We start from the raw sequence: 21,778 nt of genomic DNA on the forward strand, positions 1-21,778 counted from the left end.
TCATGGTCTCCTTGTTTCTTTTGATGATTCTAGTTTACACTCAATTTAAAGATTTGTATACTAGCAAATGAAAAATAGCATATATAGGAGAAAAAAACAGTATCAACCTTTCCAAAACTTCTCTAGTGTTCGTGACCTTTTATGCCCCCAATATCTTCAAGGCAGCGTTTGTGTTGATTATGATTCATTGGACTAGTATCCACTTCAATAGTAATATTGTGAACTCCACTTTGTCTTAATTGACTGCGAATAGCTTCTTTGCATTCTTCCATTCGTGTCAAATCCTCTAAGCATAGATGAACAATTGCATTATTTTCTAGACCATCCATGGACCAAATACTCAGTTGATTGATACTCTTGACATTTTCTAGTGATAATAAATCCTGCTCTAGCTTTTCACTATCAAGCCCTTCAGGAACCGCATCGAGAAATATCTTAAGTGCAGACCAAAAACGAGGAATGGCTTTTGACAAGATAAAGAAGGAAATGACAAGTGATAAGAGAGGATCTAAGATATACCAATCCGTAAATCGTAGAATAATTGCCATCAGGATTACTGCTATCCAACCCAGGGTATCTTCCAGAAAATGCAGGCTAAGGATAGACTCATTCTTTGTTTTTCCTTTACGAACCACTAAACTCGCTAGCACATTTATACCAACCGCAATAATTCCAAGCCAGAGGATTCCTTCATCATTGATAGGTTGTGGATGAAATAGTTTCCTTATATTTTCCAAAATGACTAGAGCAGATCCTGTCATGAGAATCACAGCCGTTATCAAAGCTCCTAGAAGGCTAAATCGTTTGTAACCCAAGGTGTAATGACTATCCTCTTCACGATTGGAAATTGTTTCAAGAAAGGCTGATAGCCCAATTGCAATAGCATCTCCTAAGTCATGGACAGAGTCCGCAAGAACAGCACTAGAACCAAATACTCCGCCTGCAATAAACTCAACAATGGCGTAACTCAAATTTAAGAAAAAAGCCAGCCAAATAGCACGTTTTGAACTCATTTTTCCACCTTCCTTTGCTATAATGGGAGTAGGATAGAATAAATTTTATAAAAAAATTTTCCTAGTCCCACCCCTGCAAGGCTGACTAGATGCTCTTCGAGCTAAATAGCGAAAGAAGATCCCAATCAGCTACTGCGTCAAACATATATTTCTATAAATATTCTGAGAAATGAGACTATTATCTCTTCTCTTCATTGTTATTATCCAATAAAATAAAAAGAAAGGATAGGAGCAAACTGTTCGGATTGTAAGTTACTGAACAATTGATTCAAATTGTCTATATGAGTACTCAAGATCGTCGTATTACCAAGACTCGGAAAGCTATCTATACTGCTTTTTTACAATTACTAAATCAAAAAGATTATGAATCCATCACGGTCCAAGAGATCATCGACCTAGCCAACGTTGGACGTTCAACCTTCTACAGTCATTATGAAAGTAAGGAATTACTCCTAGACGAGCTCTGTCGCTATCTCTTTCATCATCTTTTTGAACGCGAGGAAAATATAACTACAGAGGGTTATTTGGCTCATATCTTTTCACATTTTAAGAAAAATCAAGACCATGTCACCAGCCTTCTTTTTTCAAAAAATGACTACTTCCTTCGTCAATTGCAAAAAGAATTGGAACACCATGTTTATCCCATGGTTGCAGAGAACTTGCAAGTTTCCTATCCTAAGATTCCAGCCTCCTACCTCAAACATTTTGTTGTCAGCAATTTTATTGAAACACTGACTTGGTGGTTAAAAAAAGGAAAATCTTATAAGGAAGACCAAGTAGTGAGATTTTACTTAGATGTCATGGAAATGACAAACAAACAAAAATAAATCATCATTATTCTAGCTAGAGAGGAAATCTTATGAACTTCGTTATTATTCTTGCTATTTTTTTAGCCTTCTTACTTCTTGCTTTTCCTCTTCATCATTTATTGGCTAGCCTTTCAGAATTAAGAAAAGGCAGGAATCCCCTAGGAAATCAGCTTCTCCTTATCGGAAGTATCCTTGCTACCTTATCTATCTTCCTCTACTTCTTTGCTACCTTATCTATCTTCTGCTACTTCTTTTTGCCGATTGTCGCACTATCTATTTGGCTGATTGGCTGTGGTTTGATTTGCTTCGGAGCCTATTGGAATGACAAACAGAAAGGAACCTTTAAAAAGTCTCACCATATCATCAGAATTACATTTGCTATAGTATTGACACTTATACTACTTTTATTCTAATACAAAAACCCCATCTTATCTAAAAAGCAAGATGGGGTTTTTGTTAGTATAAAGTAATTTCTATATTTATTTTTGAAGTATTCCTTCTTGAAGGAGAAATTCACGCGCTACTGTTTCTGCCGACTTGCCTTCCACACCAACCTGATAGTTGAACTGACTCATCTGGCTCTCGGTGATTTTACCAGCTAGTTTATTGAGAACTGCTTCCAACTCAGGATGTTTTTTGAGTAATTCAGCTTTCATGAGTGGTGCACCTTGATATGGCGGGAAGAGTTGTTTATCATCCTCCAAAACCACTAAATCATAGCGAGCAATTTCAGCATCTGTTGAGTAAGCATCTGTAATTTGAATGTCCCCTGACTGGATGGCTTGGTAGCGAAGAGCTGGCTCCATGGTTGCCACATTGAGATTCAATTCATAAACAGACTGCAAGCCCTTGTTTCCATCCTCACGGTCATTAAACTCTAGAGTGAATCCCGCCTTGAGCTGTCCTTCTACTTTTTTCAAGTCTGAAATCGTCTTAAGCCCATATTCTTGCGCAATTTTTTTAGGAACTGCTATAGCATAAGTGTTTTGATAAGCCATGGGTTTAAGAAAGGCTAGTTGATCCTGTTTGGCAATGCCGTCACGAGCCACCTCGTAAACCTTTTCCGGGTCATGCCCAATTTGTGGCGATGGTTGGAGGAGACTCTCTGTCACTGTTCCAGAAAATTCTGGATAGATATCAATGTCCCCTTTTTTCAGCGCTTGATAAAGGAAATCTGTCTTCCCAAAGTTAGGCTTGACCGTCACCGTCATATCAGTATTTTCCTCGATGAGAAGTTTATACATATTCATGAGAATCTCAGGTTCAGGTCCTAACTTCCCAGCAATGACGAGATTGTCTTTCTCATTATGTGGAATAATGCTTGGAGCATAACTAGCTCCCAAACCAAGGAACATGACAGCAAAGGCCGCAACAATTGTACGCAACTTTGCCTTTTCCAACCATTTGAGAATGATATTGAAAAGAATGGCCAAGATAGCCGATGAGATAGCCCCGATTAAAATGAGACTGGTATTCCGACGATCAATTCCCAAAAGGATAAAAGATCCCAATCCTCCAGCTCCAACAAGAGCGGCTAAAGTCGCTGTCCCAATGATCATAACGGTTGCTGTACGAACCCCCGATACAATGACGGGCATGGCCAGTGGAATTTCAAACTTCTTAAGTCGCTCCCACTTGGTCATCCCAAAAGCAATCCCTGCCTCCTCAAGACTAGGATCAATGCCGTTCAAGGCTGTGATTGTATTTTCCAAAATCGGGAAAATAGCGTAAATGACAAGGGCTGTGAGGGCTGGTAAGGTTCCAATTCCCATGAAAGGAATAAAGAGACCCAGCAAAGCCATTGAGGGAATGGTCTGGAAGATACCCGCAACTTGTAGCACCCAGTTCGCCACTTTTTTGTGGCTATTTAGATAAACCGCCAGTGGAATGGTCAGAAAAATAGCAACCAATAAGGTCAAAAGCGATAATTGTAAGTGTTGCCCAAGAGCGGTTAACCATTCCCCAAAACGCTCTTGAAAGGTTGAAATCAAATTAGACATGAAGGCTACCTCCAAACAAGTTTGCTACAAAGTCTGTCGCAGGCGCTTGTAAAATTGTTTCAGGTTCTGCGACCTGGCGAATTTCTCCATCCTGCAAAACTGCAATCCGATCGCCCAATTTTAAAGCCTCGTCCGTATCATGGGTAACGAAGATGGTCGTCATCCCGAATTCTTTGTGCAATTCTTTAGTGAGAGCTTGCAACTGCTTGCGAGAGATAGCATCCAAGGCTGAAAAAGGTTCGTCCATCAATAAAATTTTTGGTTCCCCAATGATGGCTCGTACAATCCCAATCCGTTGTTGCTCCCCACCTGATAACTCGCTTGGTAAACGATGGGCATACTCTGCAGCAGGGAGACCAACCTTGTTCAAGAGTTCTTCGGTTTTAGAGGTGATTTGTTCCTTACTCCAGCCCTTCATCTCAGGAATGAGAGCAATATTTTCCGCAACTGTCAAGTTAGGAAATAGGGCAATAGCTTGAAGGACATAGCCGGTACTGAGACGTAACTCCCGTTCATCATAGTCCTTGATCCGTTTTCCATCCATATAGATATTGCCATCAGTCGGCTCCAAGAGACGGTTCACCATCTTGATCATGGTGGTCTTTCCAGATCCTGAAGGACCCACTAGCACCATGAATTCTCCATTTTCAATGCGGAGATTGACATCTTTTAAAATGTTTTTATCCGTGTAGCGCAATGCTACATGTTTGTATTCAATCATGTTTTTCCTCAATAAGTTTTCTATCTCTAAGAATATCCAATAGGCTACTTGCCGGATGCCCTAGAACTTTTTCGATATCTGTTGAAACCCCAGCTTGTTCGCCAGCTTTAATCGCTGTATAGGTACTAACCCAGGCATCGTACTCCCAAGTTTGTGCTGGCCATTTTTTCCGTGACTCATAGGCTTCTTCGACTGATTCATCTACATACATGATGGCCTTACCGGTCTCTTTTGAGAGAAGCTCTACGATTTTTTTCATAGAAAGATTCTCTGGCCCTGTCAGATTCAAGCTTTGATTTGCCCACTCCTTAGGATTAAAAAGAATTTCTGCTGCAACCCTAGATGTATCCTTACGGGCAACAGCTGACACAAGGCCGCTGCCAGCCGGACCACGTACCTCACCATTTTCGAGTGCCATATCAATAAAGAAATCCAAGTAAAAATTATCTCTTAGAAAAGTATAGGTGAACCCTAACTCCTTGATATAGGCTTCCGTCTGGGCATGATCTCGAGACAAGGTGAAAGTTGCCTTCTCATCTGCCCCATAAAAGGAGGTATAAACGATATGCTCTACTCCTGCTAGCTTTGCAGCATCTAAAAAGTCCTTGTGCTCCTTGACACGCTCTGGATTTTCCCTAGCAGAAACCATCAACAAAGTATCGATCCCCTTCAAGGCTTCAACCACCTCTGGAGTATTGGTATAGGACAATCTACGGATTTCCGCAGACGCATAAACTTTTGCACGCTCTGGGCTTCTTGCTAGATGGACAGAAGCGATTCCTTTTTTATCAACAAGATCAGCCACATAGGAGCCTAAGTTCCCTGTTACACCTGTAATTCCGATCATAACTGTTACTTCCTTTCCCTAGATGTCATTTTCTTTAGCTTTTAGATTTGAGATAATACGCTCTTGATAAGCTTCAAATTCTTGGATTTCTTGATCCGAAAAGCTTTGGTAGAAAATTTCACCCAATTCTTTACTAACACGGTCTCCAATTTCTTTTTGCGCCCAACCGAGGTCTGTCAAAGAGATATATTTTTTCCTTTTATCTTGTGTGCAAGGTTGAATCGTGACCAAGCCTTGTTCTTCCAATTTCTTAACCATACTGGTCAATGTATTATTGGCTAGACCCGTCGCAAGAGCGATATCTGTCGCAGTAGCGCACCCCAACTCTTGCTTCCACAAAATCGTTAGAATTTTCCCTTGTTCACTTCTGTATTGAGCATCTGGTTCCTTGCTCAAGAGTTTTTGAAAGATTCGCCCATTCAACAAGCGAATCTGTAGAGCTTGGTAGCCTCCTAACATCTTGTCCATTTTGTCTCCTTTTTGTTCTATATCGAACTTTTTAATTATTGTAACACCCTAAATTACATCTGTCAACTATTTCGATATAGAAATAATAAAAAACTTCCTACCAAAAAGTAGAAAGTCATCATTTTTATAAAATTAAACATGAATTACATCTGAAGCATTCCTCCTAAAGAAACTACTATGGACTAGATAAGGATCATACTTAGAATTTTGGCTAGAAACCAAGCATAAAGGAATGATAAAAATTTTTATAAAATACAGTAAACAAAAGAGTAAGAAAAGACTAAAACTAAGATTCCTTAATTAAAAAAATAAAGATAAAAGAAAATTAAAGCATTTAATAGAATATTAACCCCCGTAGCAAAACTGGCAGATAGAATATTCGTCTTAAGATGAGGATTAAAGAGTTTGACAAGAAACAAAGCTAATAAAGAGATATTATAGATACAAATTGGCTTGAAATCATGACGATAGAAAACTAAAAACAAGAACAAAGAATACTATAGTGGATTGAACTTAGAGTAGTACAATATAGATTCTAAAACATTTTTAGAAATTAATTTGACTCTCCTAATCTCTTTGTTCACATCTTATTTCAATCAACTGTACAAATATCCTTCTATTTTCCATAAAAAAGCAGACGAATGTCTACTGGGAATGTTGAGTTTTGGCAAACGACTGGTAATGACGATGCTATAGGTTCATTATCTCAAATACTGCCGTATGAATCCACTCGTTATTCATTTGAAAGTCATTTTCTATGATTTTACTAAAGGTGAAACCGTTTTTTAACAGCACTCTCTGGGAAACCAGATTGTCCGTTGCCGTCCCTGCGATAATCTTATGTAAACCATAAGTAGTAAAGGCCTTTCCTAAAACGAGTTTAACCGCTTCACTTGCATAACCTAAATTGGTAACATTTTCTCCGATCCTATATCCAAGTTCTGCTGTTTTTCGATCATCCTCTAAGACACTTAAATTGATTCTTCCGACCATAGTACCTTGTGCATCTCTAATAAGATGCATATAGACATCATGATTCTCTTGTTCCCTTAACAATTCCCTTGTAATTTCTTTAAAACCTTCTAAGTCAAAATAGTGAGCTGGTCTAGGAGGCAAACTTCGCTCAAAATACTCCCGATTTTCTTTTTCAAAAGAATAAACATCTATGCTATTTTCTTCAGACATCAACTCTAAACTTATCATTCTAAACCATTTCCTATCATTCTCTAAACTCAAATTTACTCATGTTCACACAAAGTGACATTTACAAAATTTAAAGAGATATCTTAATTTTTTCATATCGTATCTACATTATAACACAACATACTATGAAGAAAAATAATATCCATCAAGGTCCTCATAAATTCCAACATCTTGCTAAACAAGCTGGAACGCCTATGGAAGCTATTTCGGAGGCACTAACACGCAGCGATTCAAGTACAACTCGAATTTATGTCAATGCTCCTGGCAGAACAAATGCATCGCTTATCCTACCATTTAGTCACCGCTCAAACTTTAACTTGACATCTAGAAATTCCAATCGTGGTTTAGCATATTTCAAAGTAAGATGAAGTTTTCAAGGGTGCGACCAGTTATCTTTGTAAAAACATTTAATAAAAGTCACTCGTCCAGAAGGGTACTTGCTTATATTCTTTTAAAGCCAGAGAAAGTTTTCTATTTCCAAATTCAATCTCAAAATAATCGTATAGGTCTTTGCCGTAATAAATAATATCTAAATCCACTACTGATAAAATCGGCATCTCCTGATTCTCATAACTAGGGAGAAAACGATGCCCATATAAGGGGATTAATCGAGGTGCTGATTCTAACATTTTCCTGATTTGTACATTTCTGTCCAACAGTATAGTCGGCTCGTTCCCCCAAGAGGCATCCCACACCAGCTCATCCAAACTGTTCAAAATTCCATCATAGGGAGCAGCTAGGTTCCGTTTTATATATTCTATATTTTCAGCTGAGAAATCTCTCCAGTTATAAAAACCTTCTGAAATAGGCAATAATTGTTGGTAGACTGCCAACCACTGCTCAGGAAATTCAATTCCATATATCATCTCGACTTTTTGTATTTCTTCATCACTTAGACCTGGTTCCAAAGAAATCCCATTCTCGAGCAATAGCGTCTTAATCCTATCGATTTTCAAAAGATCTCCAACCATTTTTCTCCTCCTATGCACTCCCTATTTATGGAGATTAGATCACATGTCACATCTTAGCTAAATTAAAATGACTTCAAAAAATCAGTAACCCCATCATGTAATTGTATATTCTTATTTAAAACTTCCTTACTCTCTTTATCAGATAACTCTAAATTCATATTACGATAGCCATCCAACAATTCCATCATCAAAACCAAAGTATCATAACTAACATTAAAAAGCAGTTCTTCTTTAGTTAAATCACTCTGATGGATATTCATATTTACAGCTTGCTCCTGGATGATTTTTAGTTCTTGGAAAAATAGTGCTTGCTTATCTGTCATGCTTGATCTAGTCTTTCTACTTTTATTATGGGTATGTTGAACTTGCTTATCGCATAGGCTGAAGATTCAAGTTATCAAAATTCTCTCTTTGACAAATGAAGATTGTTCCTGTCATAAGATAAATTTCTTAAATAATTCTGGAATTTCACCTTCCTGTGTAAATAAAGTCTTTACACCAAAATCATTATCGCAAAAAACGATTTCTTGGAAGACATTATCAATTCTCCACTCGATATCTGTATAGAGAATATCATTATTTTCGACACTAACTATTTCAAACCAACCTATTGTCACTCCATAAAAAATAATCTCTTCCAATATCTGAGTTGAATATCCTTTATTTTTAATAAAAAACGAAAATAAAGTCGAAATAATAGCATCTTCTTCAGCTATCGAGAGTAAGAGTTCTCTTAAATCTTCAAAAGTCATTTTATTTACCTCCAGTCAAAGGAATTCTGCCTTCACTTGCAGATAACCTTGTTTTAAATTGACTCAACTACAAGGTTCATCCTAGCACCAAGTCACTATTGCTCAACTACTAACAATCTCCTTTGAGGATTCAAACAAGGTATTGATTTCAAAACTGAGTCCCTATCTAATCAGATATACTTACTGGATAAATGAAATGAGGTACGAATTGCTATCGTTTATCATTAGATATTCTAAAATAGCCATTATACTACTCTTCAAAATTCACCTTTAGCCAAAAAGCTTCTATATCGCCCTTCTCATTTAACGCTGCAATACAATCTGGATAAAACTCAACATACTCTACTGAATCTGATAATTTTTCCTTACCAAAATAAGTATATCCTTTGCTTGGTGAATAATAACTTACCCAACTATCTGATTGTACGAATCGAATACTATCCCCTAAATCTAACTGGCATTCATCCAATAATAGAATAATACTCCCTTTATTCGAGTTAGGAATGAGCACATCTCTTTCTTCTGCTTGTACTATCTGAGGAAAAAATCCAAAAATTTGTACGCACGCATTGTTTTCTGAATCAAATCCAAGTTGGAGTGTGTCAAATAATATGTAGTAATCAGAATTTTTTAGAGGTATGGAATCAAAACTATATTCTTCTGGTCTATAAACTAATCGTCTATAGTTCATATCATATTCTTTTGTAATTTTAAACATATATAATCGCCTTCTAAAGTTAAAATGGGCAATTGGTTTTGTAGCCATATCAAGCACTAACTTAAAATTTCTAGTACTTCATCCAGTATGAGCATCTGAAGTAGCCAGCGATCATCCCTTGACCAAGTATTATCTTTTGAATCATCACCAGCGCTCGTAGGTTTAGTTCCCCTAGATTACTATCCTTGATTCCAACTCCTAAAATCCCACTCCGCCTGTAATCTGGGTAATGAGTTCTAAGTGTTCTTTTATGCCAACCTTGTCAATATTGGTTAGATCCCTTTTTCCTCCAAGTACCAGAAGAGGAACAAAACCAAAGCATTGATTGTAATCCAAGCTCCCATACTCCTTAACCGCTTCTTCATATAAAGGAATATCAAAATAATCCTTTAACAACTCTTCATCCTCTAAATCTTCTAGAAAATAGTACATATCTTCTAAAATAGTGGTGAAATTTTCCTCCTTGTATTCTACAATTCTCAGATAGTCTCTTTCCTCCAGAGTGATAATATCCCCAAATGCAGTTATAAAAACAGGAATAGATAAATCACCTCTAAAATAGGTCTTTTGCACAAATTCTACATATTCTTCTGGATTGATAATTTTTAGATAACCATCAAGTAAAAAGCCCAGTCCATATTGTTTCCACAATTCCACTAATTCATCTGGAACTTTTGAGGCGTACTTTTCAATGACTTCTTCTGGCATAGCTGCAAATTTAGTAAATTGTAAGTTCATTTTTTCTCCTAGTATTCCTTTTAAAGTTTATATAACTCACTATAAGTAAGGTTTTCGCGATTATAGTAGCTAGTTTTAATTATAGTAGCTAGTTTTATTATAAGTTTACGAAAGATTTCTTCAAGTCGATATACTTCAGGGTATTGTACTGTATGATTGAATCTAAATTACCATAATTGAGTCATGAGCGTCCAAAATACATCAAAATCAATTTGTTCAATATTTGAAAGGTCATCCAAACCACCTAAAAATAAAGGTACTTTATAACCAATGCATTGATCATAGGAAGGAGTGATTCCTCCTTGAGAAATATACTCTTTGTAAAAATCTAAAGCAAATAGCTCATCAGGATATTCTGGAATTTCATTATTCAAAAACTCATTAATACCTAGTGGAATCTCTAAAATCTCATGACTTCCTGCATCACACATATATATTTTTGAATCACTAGTATCAGAACTAACAAATATCCTGCCTAACCAATCAAAACCTATAACTCGTATATCATCTGATAATTCAGAAAAGCATGACTGTACTAGTCCTTTAAAGTATTCTAAATTATTAGAATCAACAACCCTAAATAACCCACTACCAAAACTTTCCTTAGAATAGTTCATAATAAAATCAAGATAAATATCTTCTGAACGCTTTACGTAGCCTTTATTCTCTGAGCCAAAAAATTCTAAAAATGAATTAAACATGTCTTTTTCTCCTAATCTTCAATTGTAAACTTCTCAAATACCGTTCCATCTGGATATTTTTGGAACATAAATTCCTATTCACACTTCTATCCAACGGATTGATATTTTAACTATATCATAAATCACTAGTTCAAACAATATAGATTTACGATTCACCTGTATTTTAACTATAACTGCTTCAGTCAAAGCTTGGATTTTTTGCACTGCCTGTGCTCTTTGTTCATCAGTTTAGCCATCTTTAAATTCCAAATTGTTAAACCAGATTCAGCACCTCCAGTCAGCTCCCCAGCGAGCTCATCTCTCTTGATTCCTAGCAAAGTATTACGTTCGCCAATCTTATAATAGCCTATTAGAGTTCAATACTCTTCACAGATAACTTCAATGTCTTTTTCTGAAATAGTTCGATTAGATTTTAGGATAAATTTTTTAATACTATTTATATCCTCATCTGTCAGATATTCCACGCGAAATTCAATGATAAAATCGACGATATCGCTATTTCCTGAAATAATAATCATCGCATCTTCAACAACTCTTCCTACAAATATTTGCCCCACATGCAAATATCCAGTAGCTGGACTCGAAAAATACTGCTCCCACTTTATAGCACTTGAATAATTTAGTTCCTGGTTCTTATAATAAAAGTGAGAAGTAATAATCTGCTGACTAACATCTAATAAGTTCAATAAGCTATCTATCATGGTTACGTCTGCTACTGCTATTCTCAATTCAACACTTAACATCATTTCATTCCTATTTATCAAGACTCGGTAATAAATTACACGTTTTTTCTAGTGCTTCGATCAGTTATTATAACAGTTTAGCTACACTTTAATCATTTTAAAATTTCATTATCCTGCCAAAAGAACTGAGCATCCTTTAACTCAAGATGTTCTATCTGAATATCCCGACAAATAATTGTCATTTGCAGCAATCCTATATCAACCATACACTCCACAAAATCAGGATTGTTCTCATACACTTGCAACGAAATTTCTTGACCATGGTGATGTAATTCTCCTCTAGTCATATCTTTAACGTGTTGATCTTTTCTCCACTGGATGTCTAAAGCATCATTGCTATACTCTACTTTTGCGCACACTAAAAACTTAATTTCCCAGTATTTTTCTTTGTTATGATAATCTTCTATGCACAAAGAAATCTCATCTCCAAAATAGGATATCTTTAAATCTAGTATCCCCATTTCCCAATAATCTAGTTCTTCAAGCTCTTTTTGCTTGGTAGATAAATCAAACAGCAACAAGATTTTTCTCCTTCCTATTTATCCCCAAATAAATCCCTCAGATATTTATAGATGACTATTTTCATCAATAGCACTAAGCTCTACCAAGGTTCAGCCTAACACCAAGTCACCATCCATCTTGAAGATTACACTCCTCAATGTATTCTAACCATGCATCAATATCAGGTAGAACTTCCCTTTGTTCCCATCCTGAATCAGCAAAGTCATGGATGATATGCACTAGAGTACTATCAACATCTTCAAAACAGGCGATATCATCATTATCACCTCTCCTTGCAAATGGATATAATGTTCGCTCAGGATATCTTGTTTGAAGACCTTGAAATCTTCTCACTGTTTCATCGTCATTCATCAAGTACCATACACCAAAATCAACCCTACCATCGGAAACTAAATCCTTTAATGATTGTGGATAGGAAAAAAAAGAATGATTAAATGTAATATTTGACATGAATGTTCCTCCTCTAACTATTGAAAAATGGCAAATACTGGTTACCTTTCTGCCCATCTAGCTAATTTGATACAATAATCCTCGATTAAAGCTTCCGTGTCATACATTTTTAGAATATTTTCAAAATCTATCGCTGATATTTCAGACACATCAAACTCTCCTGTAGCATTTATTGCATCAAAATCACTTGGGTATGGAGCTTCTCCCAACTCCAAGGGTGTCCGATTATCAAAGTAAGCTACATGTCCATCAGGAAATATATCTAATCGTTTTGTTTCAAATCGTTCTGCGTCTATTTCTGAGTACATTATAATCGGATCATAGTCATTCGTATGATTCCAAATTGTTTTATAATACAACATCCAATCCCCCTAATTCCCTAGCTAGCTATCCAGCCAAAATCTTCTTTCTTTAGATACCGCCCATATCATAAGCTAGGCAAGTCTTTCGTTCAATCTACTCAGTGATGACATTATCCACTAAGAAAACTACCATCTCTATGTGGTAATAGTAACAGTCAACTGTACAAGATCATCCATAAAATTTAATTTCCCAAGTAGTACTATCGTATATTTCTACTCTTACTTGCAAAGCTTCTGCACCTTTTTCTATCGTTTCAAATTCAACAGGACTTGTAGAGGAAACAACTATTAAATTATTTATATCCTCTATTTCCTTTGAAAATTTTAAAAGCTCGTCCCAACTCATTTGATAGCCATATTTTGAATTTAAGACTAGATCTTCAAATTCTGACATAGTCAGATTATTGGGAGCTTTTCCTACAGCATCACATTCAAAGATATACCAATCTTCACGATTAGATGGTATTTGGGAAAGAATCTCAAAAAAAGAAATTTTTTTATTATATTTTGACATATTCCCACTTATTTTCATCTCGCATTCTCCAAACCTTCTTTGATAATGTCTATCTACTATTCTTTCATCTATCGCATGGCCTGGCACACAGGTTACTAAGACTTGTTCCGATAGCTACTTTTAAACTGCATGTTTAATGGCTCCCACCTACTAGACTAGTAAACCAATCATCATAAAATTGTTTCTGTTCTGCGACACTGACACAGTTTAAGTTTGGTTTATCTTGGTCAAAAATCTCATAAACATTGTTTAAACTAGCTTGTTTTCCCATTTCCAAGAAATAGGCTTTTTCTCCACCAAAATTCATCTGCATCGGAGAAGGAAATACACACTTGTCAGCTCCATTGCATTGGAGAATCCCGCCTTCCTTTTCCAAATCCAGACGATAATTCGTAAGCGCCTCAAAGAAAGAGTCGGCTTCATAGCGTTTAAAACCCGAATCTCTATCAACATCAAGAATACATAATTCTTCGCTATCTCGAATAAAAATCTGACACGTTTCTATTCTATTCTCATCCTTATAATAAATTGGCAATAAAACTACTCTCATTTCCCACCTCTGCTGATTTTGTGTAAAATCTTTTACTTTAAATTTTTCTATTTCAAACATCCATCTCATAATTTTATTCTGTGCAAACAAGGAAGCCTACCAAGTAGAAATCTCAACACTTTTTCCACAGAACTTACAGGTTCAAAGCCACAAACATTATCATAAGACGATAATTTGCTAAACTCTATACGAATACTCTGTAGTTCGAATAGACAATTCTTTCAATAATATACTGAAAATCTCACTTGATACAATTCAGTCATAAGGATTGGATAAGGACTACCCCAATTTGAATGTTCAAGACGGATAAAGACCGTTAAAAAAAAGAATTCAAAATCCAATTGTCTAATAGATTAAGCCAACCTTTAAGGCAAGTGACATCGTAATCCCTCATCAATTTATTTCAACAGAAAATCTCTTATTCTAAGCTATTATAGCATTCTTTCAAGTAAACTTGTATGGGCTTTTCTAAAATTCATCAAAAAACACCTCATGGTGTGAACCATGAAGCATTTCGAAAGATTGGTGCAGTCGTATTGATTGACCTTTTGAGACAAGTGACTATGTCAGTTTGCAGAACAATTTCATATAGAAACAAGATCTGAGTGCTCCTCTGTATTAAGTGTAAAATAATTTATAAGTTCAATGGAACCTATTCATGTTAGACTAAACAATTTTCATTACCTTAAAGTGCCCCTCTGGATAATTGCCTTGGTAACCAACTGGAATGTAGCCTCCCTCATAAATTAAAAGCAAATCATCATGAAATGCAGACTCTATCCCGAAATCATCTTGCAATAATTTATAGTTTCTAAGAGTACTTACATCAAATAAAATCGAATCTATGCATGTCTGTGGCAAAAAATTTCTCTGTAGGTATTCTTTTAATGTAGGTTCAATAGATTTACGAAAGTAGGCTGCATTTTCATTCCAGATTTTTCCTATTCCAGATCTAACCTGACCTTTGTTCTTAAGTAAAAATTCGCTTCGAAATTCCCAAACAAGCTCTTCCCATTCACTAGATTCTATATGTTGCAATCCTTCAGTCCTATCTAATATTTCTATCTCAAAGGGAATTTCCATATTACCCTCTCTAAAACACTCAAGAATATACTTCATATCCATATATTTTTCTTTCATTTAGAAAAAACCTCATTTCTTTTTAGGTAACAGCATTCTACCTGGTAAATTATTTCTAGAAAATGATTCCATCTCTAATAATCTTGTTCAGCTCTAGCAGCAGACATAACCTCACCAACTTGAGAATCTGTCAAACATGCATCTTTTAATGATTTAGTCGTTAATCATTGTAGTGAGAACTACCGCTATCTTTTCTTACATTGCCAATTAAGGGAACAGTCACACAGTCATTATAACTATAATTTGAAGTTTTTTTCTTCATCATATAGCAGACATATTATAAATATCCAACTCTAAAATTATAGTTCAACATCCATTCTATAGTATAGATTTTTTTATCAGCAGTTCTATAAACATACAGATTCTCATTAGATTTCATCAATTGATCCATATCAACGAAAGCGTCATATATATCTCTCCCTTCCTCACAAAATTGGATTCTTACAAAATCCCGTATTTCAATTCCAAGTGAGTAGTTATCCCCAATTAATAACATTAATAATTCTCCTTTATTGTTCATCCTTAAGCCTGAAAAATAATTATCTTTCGGAATAGATAATTTCTCCCAATTATCAGAAACGATCTTATCTGACGATAAATATTTTGTATGTTCAATATCATAAGCAGTAGGTGATGTATCAATTTGCGGGGAAAAATCAGTTACAATATCTATTATAAAGCAATCACTAATCAATAGGTAACGTTGTATTTCTTGTACTTGATGATTACTTTCTAATTCATAAAGCCCTGCTTCAAGATTTTCTAAATTGTGACCGAAGAAGTGATGTTTATTATATACATAACAATAATCTACATATCCAAAATTAATGAAAGTATGATTATTTTTAGATTTTATAAAAACTATAGTATCCTCATTATCTGAAATAATACCAGATTCAAGCATTAATTCCGCTCCTTTAGAAAAAGAAAATAAAGTTTTAACTTCCATAGATTTACTCTCCATATCTAATTTCATATGAAACTCCTCCTTTTGATTGCCTTATTTGAAATTCCAGTGTAGCTCCTCGTTCACTTGTACTTCCACGCCTAACAACAACATCAGTCCCATCACTTAAAATACCCACATACCCTTTACCAAAGTCAGTATTAATTTCCTTTATATTTTCTAAAAGTAATGAATTAAAATCTTCAAGTGCTTTTTCAAGTTTCCTTAATTTGCTAGCCTTAGTTTACTTGCAATATCAACAGCTAATACTCTTCGAAAATCAAATTCAAACCACGTCAGCTTCGCCTTGCCGTACTCAAGTACAGCCTTCAGGTCGCTTCCTAGTTTGCTCTTTGATTTTCATTGAGTATAACTCTACACCTGCTGTCCAACGATTTGTATCTCCATCCGTTAAAGGATCTTTCCCAGTAACTAAACGTTCTCCATTATTCCATCCTATTCATTCAGCTGCTAAAGTTGGAATCTTAGCCTTATTTTCTTGGTTAAACTTCGCAAATTTTACATTCGATGCATAGGTATTTTCCTCAGGAGTCATTGGGGGAGCCTTTAGATACTCCTCCAATGTCATTTTATCAATTCGCTCTTTCTGATTCGGTCTAAGTTCATGTCTTGCCGCATCTTCATACTTTCTAAAGTCAGCTGTAGATAGGGTTTTGTTTACGCCCTTATCGGAAGCACCAGTTGTTTTGGGATCACAGACATGTTTCTAAGTTTGACTTTTTACTTGATTCCAGACTCTATTAGTTATACTCCACTTCCATTTTAAAAACTATTAATTTATTTGATAAATTTTTCGCTTTAATATTAAAATCAATTTTGGAGTTAAACGTAAAAAGACAAGCTTGAGATGTATCCATAATAATACCTTCGTGATCGACACCAATGCCATTATGAGGATTCTCTAACACAACGATTTTTGTTGTGTCTGTTTCCGAATCGTATGCCCAGTGTTCAACCTGACTTTTCTCAATATTATAATGTATACTATTATCATAGTCAGACCAACTCCTCCCGTATGATAACTTTACCTTACCATCTGTACTTAGACGAGTTAATTGAATATCCTTATAAGAATCTAAGCTTATTGAATTCCCTTTAATTACTATATCTTTTTCAGAGTTTGGCAATAAAATATGATATTCCCTTGTTAGTTCCTTAAAAATCACGACTATTGTTATTAATATCAATAATACAATGTATTTTTTCTTCATCCTATTTGTTTCTCTTTCTAGCCTTATAATTATTGATTCCATCTTGGAGCATGTCAGAATCTCCAGGATTATCAAGGTATGATCTGTTTGGGATATCTTTAATGATTAACCACGCTCCTACTTCTTTATTATTTAGATCAGACCATACCTGCGCTAGTCCAGCAGCCGATTTCAAATAGGCGTCCGTAGATTGTAAATATCCTTTTCCAACATAACCGTATAAATAATTACCCGCATAATCATTCTTGACGCCTCCACACTAATTACCATCTCAGAGAACCTCAATGTTAAAATCTTCCGCTAATATCTGTACAGCATCTTTTTCACTCTGTACTGTTTTCCATCAATATGTAGATAAAAATAACCAGAAAATTTGAACATTAAATATCGTTTCTCTATTTTGTTATTTTTCTGTATACATTCTCCTGATTTTTCCTTATAATTTGTTCGCAATGCTTAGTTGTGTAATACAAACCAGTTTCTCGTTCTTTGATTCTTAGAACAGTTTATCTATAAAACATCATTATCCTGCCAAAAGAAATGGGCATCCTTTAACTCGAGATGTTCTATCTGAATATCACGGCAAACAATTGTTAGATCCATAATACCTAGATCAATTCTGCACTCAACAAAATTTTTATCTTTAGCATGCGGAGTCAACGTGAAATTTTGTGCGGAATAACCGAGTTGGGCCTTTTTCAAACTTTTCACATCATAATCACGCCAATTTTCCCATAAGGCATCTGTTGTATACTCTACTTTGCCACATAAAAGGAAGGTTACGCGCCAATATTTTTTTCGATCATCCTCATACTCAATAATAGTTTCATCGCCAAAATAGGACACATAAAAATTGTAAATAGGTGCATCCCAATAATATGTCAAGTCTAATTCTTTTTGTTTTTGTTCAATATTCATATTTCTATTTAATAATATTCATTCATACTTATCCATGGAATACGGGCATCTGGACTGCTTTTGTTAACAATAAAACTGAGTAGTACAATCTCTACATCCCCAAGATTATCAACTGAGTATCGTTGACTACCATTTTTAAACCAGCGTTCTAGAACGACATCATAGAGCATGAAGTGAGACTTTTTGTTAATCTATTGCGTTTTCGCTAATCATCTTTACATTTCCCCAATTTTCAACTGAAAACTGACTAGGATAGACGGAACGCCAATCTGAAATAAGTTTATTTTTCAAAATATCATTTGCAATTTCAGTGTATACTTTTACATCTAGTTTGTTTTGAGTGATGTATTGTTCGACTGGATACTCTTGCTTATAATCATCTGAATATATCCTTATTTTCTGAATTAGTTGATTTGATTGATGTTGATACATGTATTCAACCTGTAAAATATCTGAGTTGGACAAATCAACATTTATGACAATTAAAACATTCCCATTTTCCAACTCATTATCGGGATAACTAAATGTGTAAAAAATGCCATCAATATTCTTAGGTAAGCTATTTCCCTTGTAGTTTTCCTCGGTTACTCCGTATAGTAAGCCTCTTGTACGTTTTTTTTCCATATTGGGTAAAGACTCTAAAGTAGAAGCTGTTGGAGATAACCAGGGCCCTACAGTATGATGGTACTCGTCATGATAAATTTCTTCAAAAACATTACTATATCGTGACTTTAAAAAAATGAAAGCGAGCGGTAGTAGCATGATTAAAAGCGCCCCTATAGATAAGGTATAAAACATTTTTTATTCATGTATCTGCCTCTTTCTTGTTAATCAATATAATCTTGTAAATCATTCTGACCCTCTTCTAAACTTCGAATAAAATTATAAGAATCTGGATAGTTTTTCTTCAAGTATTCCATGGATTCTGCATCCGTTCGTCTACTACTATAGGATTGTTTATTCGGGCCTAAAGCTATCGTTTTACCGGGAACTAAACTATTGTATCCCAAATATCTCGCAAATACTGGTACTTAATCTACCTATTGTCGGATTCTCCTTATAGGAAGACAAATCCTTCAAAATACTTATTACTTGTGGAAATTTGATTAGCTGTTCCCTATATTTCGAATAGTCAAATGAAGTAAAAGATTGAAGTACTTCTTCAAGTATATTTTTATCATGACAAAGTATTAAGTTCATCAGAATATTAAAAGCATTTGAAGTATCATATCCTTCTATACAATAAGCCAATTTGTACTTATACAAACTACTCTTTTCTTCAAGACAAGCACCAATATCGCACCACTCTCCTTGCTTTAAAGACGGAAGCAAAACATCCATAACATATTCAACATCTGCATCATAAAAAGCATCACCTAAGTAAGGTTGAGATAATACTCTATCTAATTCTTTATAGTAGTCCATACTAAAAAACTTTCCTCCGTTAAGAAAGTAGCTCCCTAACTATCATAATATCTTACAAGTCAACAGTCAAGTCCAGTATCGTCACCCACTTCACCCTTATAGGCAACTAGCTGATATAACTTGTCTGCACTTGTCTTTCTTGTGCTTTAGAGGCTATCGTGACTGGATACGAGAGCTTGTCCATCCTTGGTCTGGCATGTCACAGAGCCTGATATAAAGATAAGCCTCGCATTATTTGAATGATTATTGGGAGACTTTGTGCCTATTGAACAGTAAAAACACTTGAATCAATTTCTTCAAGTGTTCTTTATCTGATAATTCTAATTTGCTAATTGTTTATTGCCTTAAAATCTTATAACTCTTTGATTTCTATGGACTTGCAAACTATATTATATCCATCATAACCATCAAGAATTAAAGCATAATGCTTTAATTCTTGATTCTTGTTCATTTCTTCAAAAAGATTCCTGTTGGCTTCCATTAACTGTAATATAATTGATGAATTAAATATTTCTAAAACTTTATCATAAGCTTCAATTGTGTCTGCCGAAAACAATGCGTTCGTCTTTGAAAAATAGTGGACTTCTTGAAAGATCAATTCAACTTCTGAATAGATATCATCACAGTCATATCCCTTTAAATTGATATAAATAGTTGTACCTGAAAAAGTTATTTGAGGTAACTCAGACAAAAGTGAAGAAAACATTGGAAGAGTGTATATCATTTTATTTTCCATTATTCGTACCCCTCTAGGTCTTACAGTAGAAATAGTTAGTTTATTACGTAGCAGCTGCTCAACAGTAGTTTATTATGCGATGGTTTAGCGATATTATCAGGTACATAGCACTGATCTAGGAACTCCTGCAACTGTTAACGCTTGAGAGGTTCTTGTGTTTTTTCTAACAACGAAGGGGTTATGTTTAACTCTCTCTATCTCAGTTGCAATACCTACCATAGTAGTTAATCCCTGAATTCCTAATAATTTAGGCTCTTTATCCAATAATTCTCCAAGCTCTTTACAGAAAAAGTTACCTTTAAAATGAAGTTGCGACCACATTATCTCAGCTTCACTTTATCATTATTTTTCCTTAGTTCTCAAATCCCACACCGCCTGTAATCTGGGTAATGAGGTCTAAATGTTCTTTTATGCCAACCTTGTCAATATTGACTAAATCCCTTTTTCCTCCCAGTACCAGAAGAGGAAAAAAGCCAAAGCATTGATTGTAATCCAAGCTCCCATACTCCTTAACTGCTTCTTCATAGAAAGGAATATCAAAAAAATCTTCTAAAAAACTATCATCATCTAAAAATTTGATAAAATGATCCATCCGTTGTGTCATCACATCAAAATCATTGTTCGCATAATAAATGATATCAATAAAGCCGTTCTGAGTGTAGATAATTAGATCCCCAAAACAAGTAACAAATAATGGAACTCCATTTGTTCCTCTGAAATATGTAGCTTCTACAAATTCTATATATTCTTCTGGATTGATAATTTTTAGATAACCATCAAGTAAAAATCCCAGTCCATATTGTTGCCACAATTCCACTAATTCATCTGGAACTTTTGAGGCATACTTTTCAATGACTTCTTCTGGCATAGCTGCAAATTTGGTAAATTGTAAGTTCATTTTTTCTCCTAGTATTGTAATTTAACATTTAAGTAAATTTTATTTAAGTCTTCAAAAGGTGTGGTTCTAACGATTTCATCCACAACATTATCTTTAATAGTAATTGCTGTAAAATTTTTAGACTATAGCGAAATTATCGTAGAATCTATCCCAAACTCTAGAAAATTTTATTTTTAACCGAAGTAAAAAAATAAATCTTTACAAAAATCAATCTCCTCTTGAGTTAAATCTCCGTTTTTTTCTTTGTCTAAACTATATAGCACACCTCTCACAGTATTAACAGATTTTGCTTGCTCTAACATTTGTAAACGTATGTCTGGATTATCAATGTATTTAATAATATTACATAATTTTTCTTTAACATCATCATAATTCATATTAGTCACCTATAAGATCCACTT

General features: G+C 34.9%; 32 protein-coding genes and 2 pseudogenes. 3 read left to right on the forward strand and 31 right to left on the reverse strand.

The genetic code is table 11. The features are described 5' to 3' along the window. Positions 1-122: 122 nt before the first annotated feature. Entirely contained in the window at positions 123-1,013 is an 891-nt protein-coding gene (locus tag QM877_RS03210) for a cation diffusion facilitator family transporter (protein ID WP_414317568.1), read from the reverse strand. 281 nt (positions 1,014-1,294) lie between these two features. On the opposite strand from QM877_RS03210, the gene QM877_RS03215 reads away from it, so the two are divergent. Both QM877_RS03215 and QM877_RS03220 read left to right on the forward strand, forming a co-directional pair. Continuing rightward, on the forward strand, positions 1,295-1,840 hold the full coding sequence (locus QM877_RS03215) for a TetR/AcrR family transcriptional regulator (protein ID WP_414317569.1): 546 nt from the start codon (positions 1,295-1,297) through the stop codon (positions 1,838-1,840). Positions 1,841-1,872: 32 nt separating this feature from the next. Beyond that, complete coding sequence (locus tag QM877_RS03220) at positions 1,873-2,235, forward strand: glucuronide permease (protein ID WP_414317570.1); 363 nt, start codon at positions 1,873-1,875, stop codon at positions 2,233-2,235. Positions 2,236-2,301: 66 nt separating this feature from the next. Here the strand turns inward: QM877_RS03220 and QM877_RS03225 are convergent, their stop codons facing one another. The 5 genes from QM877_RS03225 to QM877_RS03245 all read right to left on the reverse strand — a co-directional run bounded on the left by QM877_RS03225 (position 2,302) and on the right by QM877_RS03245 (position 7,061). After that, positions 2,302-3,822 (reverse strand): ABC transporter permease/substrate-binding protein, encoded by a 1,521-nt coding sequence (locus tag QM877_RS03225; protein WP_414317571.1) that lies wholly within the window; start codon positions 3,820-3,822, stop codon positions 2,302-2,304. Next, complete coding sequence (locus QM877_RS03230) at positions 3,815-4,543, reverse strand: ABC transporter ATP-binding protein (RefSeq protein WP_281335692.1); 729 nt, start codon at positions 4,541-4,543, stop codon at positions 3,815-3,817. Before QM877_RS03230 ends, QM877_RS03225 begins: the two co-directional genes overlap by 8 nt. Continuing rightward, the gene (locus QM877_RS03235) at positions 4,536-5,390 is read right to left on the reverse strand and encodes an SDR family oxidoreductase (RefSeq protein WP_281335693.1); all 855 of its coding nucleotides are present in this window, start codon (positions 5,388-5,390) and stop codon (positions 4,536-4,538) included. The genes QM877_RS03230 and QM877_RS03235 overlap by 8 nt, the downstream gene beginning before the upstream one ends. Before the next feature lie 18 nt (positions 5,391-5,408). Further along, positions 5,409-5,858, reverse strand: a complete 450-nt coding sequence (locus tag QM877_RS03240; protein WP_414317572.1) for a MarR family winged helix-turn-helix transcriptional regulator — start codon at positions 5,856-5,858, stop codon at positions 5,409-5,411. A gap of 690 nt (positions 5,859-6,548) precedes the next feature. Continuing rightward, a complete protein-coding gene (locus QM877_RS03245) occupies positions 6,549-7,061 on the reverse strand; it encodes a GNAT family N-acetyltransferase (RefSeq protein WP_414317573.1) in 513 nt (170 codons plus the stop codon). A 143-nt stretch (positions 7,062-7,204) separates the two neighbouring features. On the opposite strand from QM877_RS03245, the pseudogene QM877_RS03250 reads away from it, so the two are divergent. After that, a pseudogene (locus QM877_RS03250) lies at positions 7,205-7,429 on the forward strand (hypothetical protein); the annotation flags it as partial. A gap of 39 nt (positions 7,430-7,468) precedes the next feature. Here the strand turns inward: QM877_RS03250 and QM877_RS03255 are convergent. From QM877_RS03255 to QM877_RS03375, 25 genes and pseudogenes are all read right to left on the reverse strand, one after another. Beyond that, positions 7,469-8,032 (reverse strand): hypothetical protein, encoded by a 564-nt coding sequence (locus tag QM877_RS03255; protein ID WP_414317574.1) that lies wholly within the window; start codon positions 8,030-8,032, stop codon positions 7,469-7,471. Positions 8,033-8,094: 62 nt separating this feature from the next. Next, complete coding sequence (locus QM877_RS03260) at positions 8,095-8,355, reverse strand: hypothetical protein (protein WP_414317575.1); 261 nt, start codon at positions 8,353-8,355, stop codon at positions 8,095-8,097. A 111-nt stretch (positions 8,356-8,466) separates the two neighbouring features. Then, complete coding sequence (locus QM877_RS03265) at positions 8,467-8,784, reverse strand: hypothetical protein (protein ID WP_414317576.1); 318 nt, start codon at positions 8,782-8,784, stop codon at positions 8,467-8,469. 250 nt (positions 8,785-9,034) lie between these two features. Beyond that, positions 9,035-9,502, reverse strand: a complete 468-nt coding sequence (locus tag QM877_RS03270) for a hypothetical protein (RefSeq protein ID WP_414317577.1) — start codon at positions 9,500-9,502, stop codon at positions 9,035-9,037. A 198-nt stretch (positions 9,503-9,700) separates the two neighbouring features. Beyond that, complete coding sequence (locus tag QM877_RS03275; protein WP_414317578.1) at positions 9,701-10,240, reverse strand: T6SS immunity protein Tdi1 domain-containing protein; 540 nt, start codon at positions 10,238-10,240, stop codon at positions 9,701-9,703. Positions 10,241-10,407: 167 nt separating this feature from the next. Continuing rightward, positions 10,408-10,941, reverse strand: a complete 534-nt coding sequence (locus QM877_RS03280; protein WP_414317579.1) for a T6SS immunity protein Tdi1 domain-containing protein — start codon at positions 10,939-10,941, stop codon at positions 10,408-10,410. 356 nt (positions 10,942-11,297) lie between these two features. Next, on the reverse strand, positions 11,298-11,684 hold the full coding sequence (locus QM877_RS03285; protein WP_414317580.1) for a hypothetical protein: 387 nt from the start codon (positions 11,682-11,684) through the stop codon (positions 11,298-11,300). Between the two features lie 92 nt (positions 11,685-11,776). Continuing rightward, a complete protein-coding gene (locus tag QM877_RS03290) occupies positions 11,777-12,205 on the reverse strand; it encodes a hypothetical protein (protein ID WP_414317581.1) in 429 nt (142 codons plus the stop codon). Positions 12,206-12,311: 106 nt separating this feature from the next. Continuing rightward, on the reverse strand, positions 12,312-12,656 hold the full coding sequence (locus tag QM877_RS03295; RefSeq protein WP_414317582.1) for a hypothetical protein: 345 nt from the start codon (positions 12,654-12,656) through the stop codon (positions 12,312-12,314). A 41-nt stretch (positions 12,657-12,697) separates the two neighbouring features. After that, on the reverse strand, positions 12,698-13,018 hold the full coding sequence (locus tag QM877_RS03300) for a DUF6881 domain-containing protein (RefSeq protein WP_414317583.1): 321 nt from the start codon (positions 13,016-13,018) through the stop codon (positions 12,698-12,700). Between the two features lie 169 nt (positions 13,019-13,187). Further along, positions 13,188-13,550 carry a hypothetical protein gene (locus QM877_RS03305; protein WP_414317584.1) on the reverse strand — a complete coding sequence of 121 codons (363 nt, stop codon included), beginning with the start codon at positions 13,548-13,550 and terminating at the stop codon, positions 13,188-13,190. 115 nt (positions 13,551-13,665) lie between these two features. Further along, positions 13,666-14,142 (reverse strand): hypothetical protein, encoded by a 477-nt coding sequence (locus tag QM877_RS03310; protein ID WP_414317585.1) that lies wholly within the window; start codon positions 14,140-14,142, stop codon positions 13,666-13,668. A gap of 161 nt (positions 14,143-14,303) precedes the next feature. Next, positions 14,304-14,423 carry an Imm70 family immunity protein gene (locus QM877_RS03315; protein WP_414317586.1) on the reverse strand — a complete coding sequence of 40 codons (120 nt, stop codon included), beginning with the start codon at positions 14,421-14,423 and terminating at the stop codon, positions 14,304-14,306. A 325-nt stretch (positions 14,424-14,748) separates the two neighbouring features. After that, a complete protein-coding gene (locus tag QM877_RS03320) occupies positions 14,749-15,222 on the reverse strand; it encodes a hypothetical protein (RefSeq protein WP_414317587.1) in 474 nt (157 codons plus the stop codon). Between the two features lie 277 nt (positions 15,223-15,499). Next, positions 15,500-16,198, reverse strand: a complete 699-nt coding sequence (locus QM877_RS03325; RefSeq protein ID WP_414317588.1) for a hypothetical protein — start codon at positions 16,196-16,198, stop codon at positions 15,500-15,502. Between the two features lie 430 nt (positions 16,199-16,628). Next, positions 16,629-16,757: a hypothetical protein gene (locus QM877_RS03330; protein WP_414317589.1), complete on the reverse strand. Its 129-nt coding sequence runs from the start codon at positions 16,755-16,757 to the stop codon at positions 16,629-16,631. Positions 16,758-16,929: 172 nt separating this feature from the next. Next, complete coding sequence (locus QM877_RS03335; RefSeq protein WP_414317590.1) at positions 16,930-17,400, reverse strand: hypothetical protein; 471 nt, start codon at positions 17,398-17,400, stop codon at positions 16,930-16,932. Position 17,401: 1 nt separating this feature from the next. Then, positions 17,402-17,638 (reverse strand): annotated as a pseudogene (locus tag QM877_RS03340) (polymorphic toxin type 44 domain-containing protein); the annotation flags it as partial. A gap of 272 nt (positions 17,639-17,910) precedes the next feature. After that, positions 17,911-18,318 (reverse strand): hypothetical protein, encoded by a 408-nt coding sequence (locus QM877_RS03345; RefSeq protein WP_414317591.1) that lies wholly within the window; start codon positions 18,316-18,318, stop codon positions 17,911-17,913. 8 nt (positions 18,319-18,326) lie between these two features. Continuing rightward, the gene (locus tag QM877_RS03350) at positions 18,327-18,488 is read right to left on the reverse strand and encodes a TipC family immunity protein (protein WP_414317592.1); all 162 of its coding nucleotides are present in this window, start codon (positions 18,486-18,488) and stop codon (positions 18,327-18,329) included. A 16-nt stretch (positions 18,489-18,504) separates the two neighbouring features. Beyond that, positions 18,505-19,116: a TipC family immunity protein gene (locus QM877_RS03355; protein ID WP_414317593.1), complete on the reverse strand. Its 612-nt coding sequence runs from the start codon at positions 19,114-19,116 to the stop codon at positions 18,505-18,507. Positions 19,117-19,314: 198 nt separating this feature from the next. Next, entirely contained in the window at positions 19,315-19,743 is a 429-nt protein-coding gene (locus QM877_RS03360; protein ID WP_414317594.1) for a hypothetical protein, read from the reverse strand. Positions 19,744-20,095: 352 nt separating this feature from the next. Continuing rightward, positions 20,096-20,479 (reverse strand): hypothetical protein, encoded by a 384-nt coding sequence (locus QM877_RS03365; RefSeq protein WP_414317595.1) that lies wholly within the window; start codon positions 20,477-20,479, stop codon positions 20,096-20,098. A gap of 352 nt (positions 20,480-20,831) precedes the next feature. Then, the gene (locus QM877_RS03370; protein ID WP_414317596.1) at positions 20,832-21,377 is read right to left on the reverse strand and encodes a T6SS immunity protein Tdi1 domain-containing protein; all 546 of its coding nucleotides are present in this window, start codon (positions 21,375-21,377) and stop codon (positions 20,832-20,834) included. Positions 21,378-21,550: 173 nt separating this feature from the next. Further along, on the reverse strand, positions 21,551-21,754 hold the full coding sequence (locus tag QM877_RS03375; protein ID WP_414317597.1) for a hypothetical protein: 204 nt from the start codon (positions 21,752-21,754) through the stop codon (positions 21,551-21,553). Positions 21,755-21,778: the final 24 nt, after the last annotated feature.

It is taken from the genome of Streptococcus infantis (genome assembly GCF_047463655.1).
Taxonomy (GTDB): domain Bacteria; phylum Bacillota; class Bacilli; order Lactobacillales; family Streptococcaceae; genus Streptococcus; species Streptococcus infantis_Z.

Coding starts and splice junctions, on each gene's coding strand:
- QM877_RS03330 (WP_414317589.1), bottom strand. CDS start 16,757: ATGACATTGGAGGAGTATCTAAAGGCTCCCCCAATGACTCCTGAGGAA.
- QM877_RS03295 (WP_414317582.1), bottom strand. CDS start 12,656: ATGTCAAATATTACATTTAATCATTCTTTTTTTTCCTATCCACAATCA.
- QM877_RS03260 (WP_414317575.1), bottom strand. CDS start 8,355: ATGACAGATAAGCAAGCACTATTTTTCCAAGAACTAAAAATCATCCAG.
- QM877_RS03350 (WP_414317592.1), bottom strand. CDS start 18,488: ATGCTCTATGATGTCGTTCTAGAACGCTGGTTTAAAAATGGTAGTCAA.
- QM877_RS03255 (WP_414317574.1), bottom strand. CDS start 8,032: ATGGTTGGAGATCTTTTGAAAATCGATAGGATTAAGACGCTATTGCTC.
- QM877_RS03285 (WP_414317580.1), bottom strand. CDS start 11,684: ATGTTAAGTGTTGAATTGAGAATAGCAGTAGCAGACGTAACCATGATA.
- QM877_RS03370 (WP_414317596.1), bottom strand. CDS start 21,377: ATGAACTTACAATTTACCAAATTTGCAGCTATGCCAGAAGAAGTCATT.
- QM877_RS03360 (WP_414317594.1), bottom strand. CDS start 19,743: ATGGACTACTATAAAGAATTAGATAGAGTATTATCTCAACCTTACTTA.
- QM877_RS03300 (WP_414317583.1), bottom strand. CDS start 13,018: ATGTTGTATTATAAAACAATTTGGAATCATACGAATGACTATGATCCG.
- QM877_RS03280 (WP_414317579.1), bottom strand. CDS start 10,941: ATGTTTAATTCATTTTTAGAATTTTTTGGCTCAGAGAATAAAGGCTAC.
- QM877_RS03345 (WP_414317591.1), bottom strand. CDS start 18,318: ATGAATATTGAACAAAAACAAAAAGAATTAGACTTGACATATTATTGG.
- QM877_RS03275 (WP_414317578.1), bottom strand. CDS start 10,240: ATGAACTTACAATTTACTAAATTTGCAGCTATGCCAGAAGAAGTCATT.
- QM877_RS03310 (WP_414317585.1), bottom strand. CDS start 14,142: ATGTTTGAAATAGAAAAATTTAAAGTAAAAGATTTTACACAAAATCAG.
- QM877_RS03270 (WP_414317577.1), bottom strand. CDS start 9,502: ATGTTTAAAATTACAAAAGAATATGATATGAACTATAGACGATTAGTT.
- QM877_RS03320 (WP_414317587.1), bottom strand. CDS start 15,222: ATGAAAGAAAAATATATGGATATGAAGTATATTCTTGAGTGTTTTAGA.
- QM877_RS03375 (WP_414317597.1), bottom strand. CDS start 21,754: ATGAATTATGATGATGTTAAAGAAAAATTATGTAATATTATTAAATAC.
- QM877_RS03220 (WP_414317570.1), top strand. CDS start 1,873: ATGAACTTCGTTATTATTCTTGCTATTTTTTTAGCCTTCTTACTTCTT.
- QM877_RS03225 (WP_414317571.1), bottom strand. CDS start 3,822: ATGTCTAATTTGATTTCAACCTTTCAAGAGCGTTTTGGGGAATGGTTA.
- QM877_RS03215 (WP_414317569.1), top strand. CDS start 1,295: ATGAGTACTCAAGATCGTCGTATTACCAAGACTCGGAAAGCTATCTAT.
- QM877_RS03235 (WP_281335693.1), bottom strand. CDS start 5,390: ATGATCGGAATTACAGGTGTAACAGGGAACTTAGGCTCCTATGTGGCT.
- QM877_RS03245 (WP_414317573.1), bottom strand. CDS start 7,061: ATGATAAGTTTAGAGTTGATGTCTGAAGAAAATAGCATAGATGTTTAT.
- QM877_RS03240 (WP_414317572.1), bottom strand. CDS start 5,858: ATGGACAAGATGTTAGGAGGCTACCAAGCTCTACAGATTCGCTTGTTG.
- QM877_RS03230 (WP_281335692.1), bottom strand. CDS start 4,543: ATGATTGAATACAAACATGTAGCATTGCGCTACACGGATAAAAACATT.
- QM877_RS03335 (WP_414317590.1), bottom strand. CDS start 17,400: ATGAAGAAAAAATACATTGTATTATTGATATTAATAACAATAGTCGTG.
- QM877_RS03210 (WP_414317568.1), bottom strand. CDS start 1,013: ATGAGTTCAAAACGTGCTATTTGGCTGGCTTTTTTCTTAAATTTGAGT.
- QM877_RS03325 (WP_414317588.1), bottom strand. CDS start 16,198: ATGAAATTAGATATGGAGAGTAAATCTATGGAAGTTAAAACTTTATTT.
- QM877_RS03365 (WP_414317595.1), bottom strand. CDS start 20,479: ATGGAAAATAAAATGATATACACTCTTCCAATGTTTTCTTCACTTTTG.
- QM877_RS03265 (WP_414317576.1), bottom strand. CDS start 8,784: ATGACTTTTGAAGATTTAAGAGAACTCTTACTCTCGATAGCTGAAGAA.
- QM877_RS03355 (WP_414317593.1), bottom strand. CDS start 19,116: ATGTTTTATACCTTATCTATAGGGGCGCTTTTAATCATGCTACTACCG.
- QM877_RS03305 (WP_414317584.1), bottom strand. CDS start 13,550: ATGAAAATAAGTGGGAATATGTCAAAATATAATAAAAAAATTTCTTTT.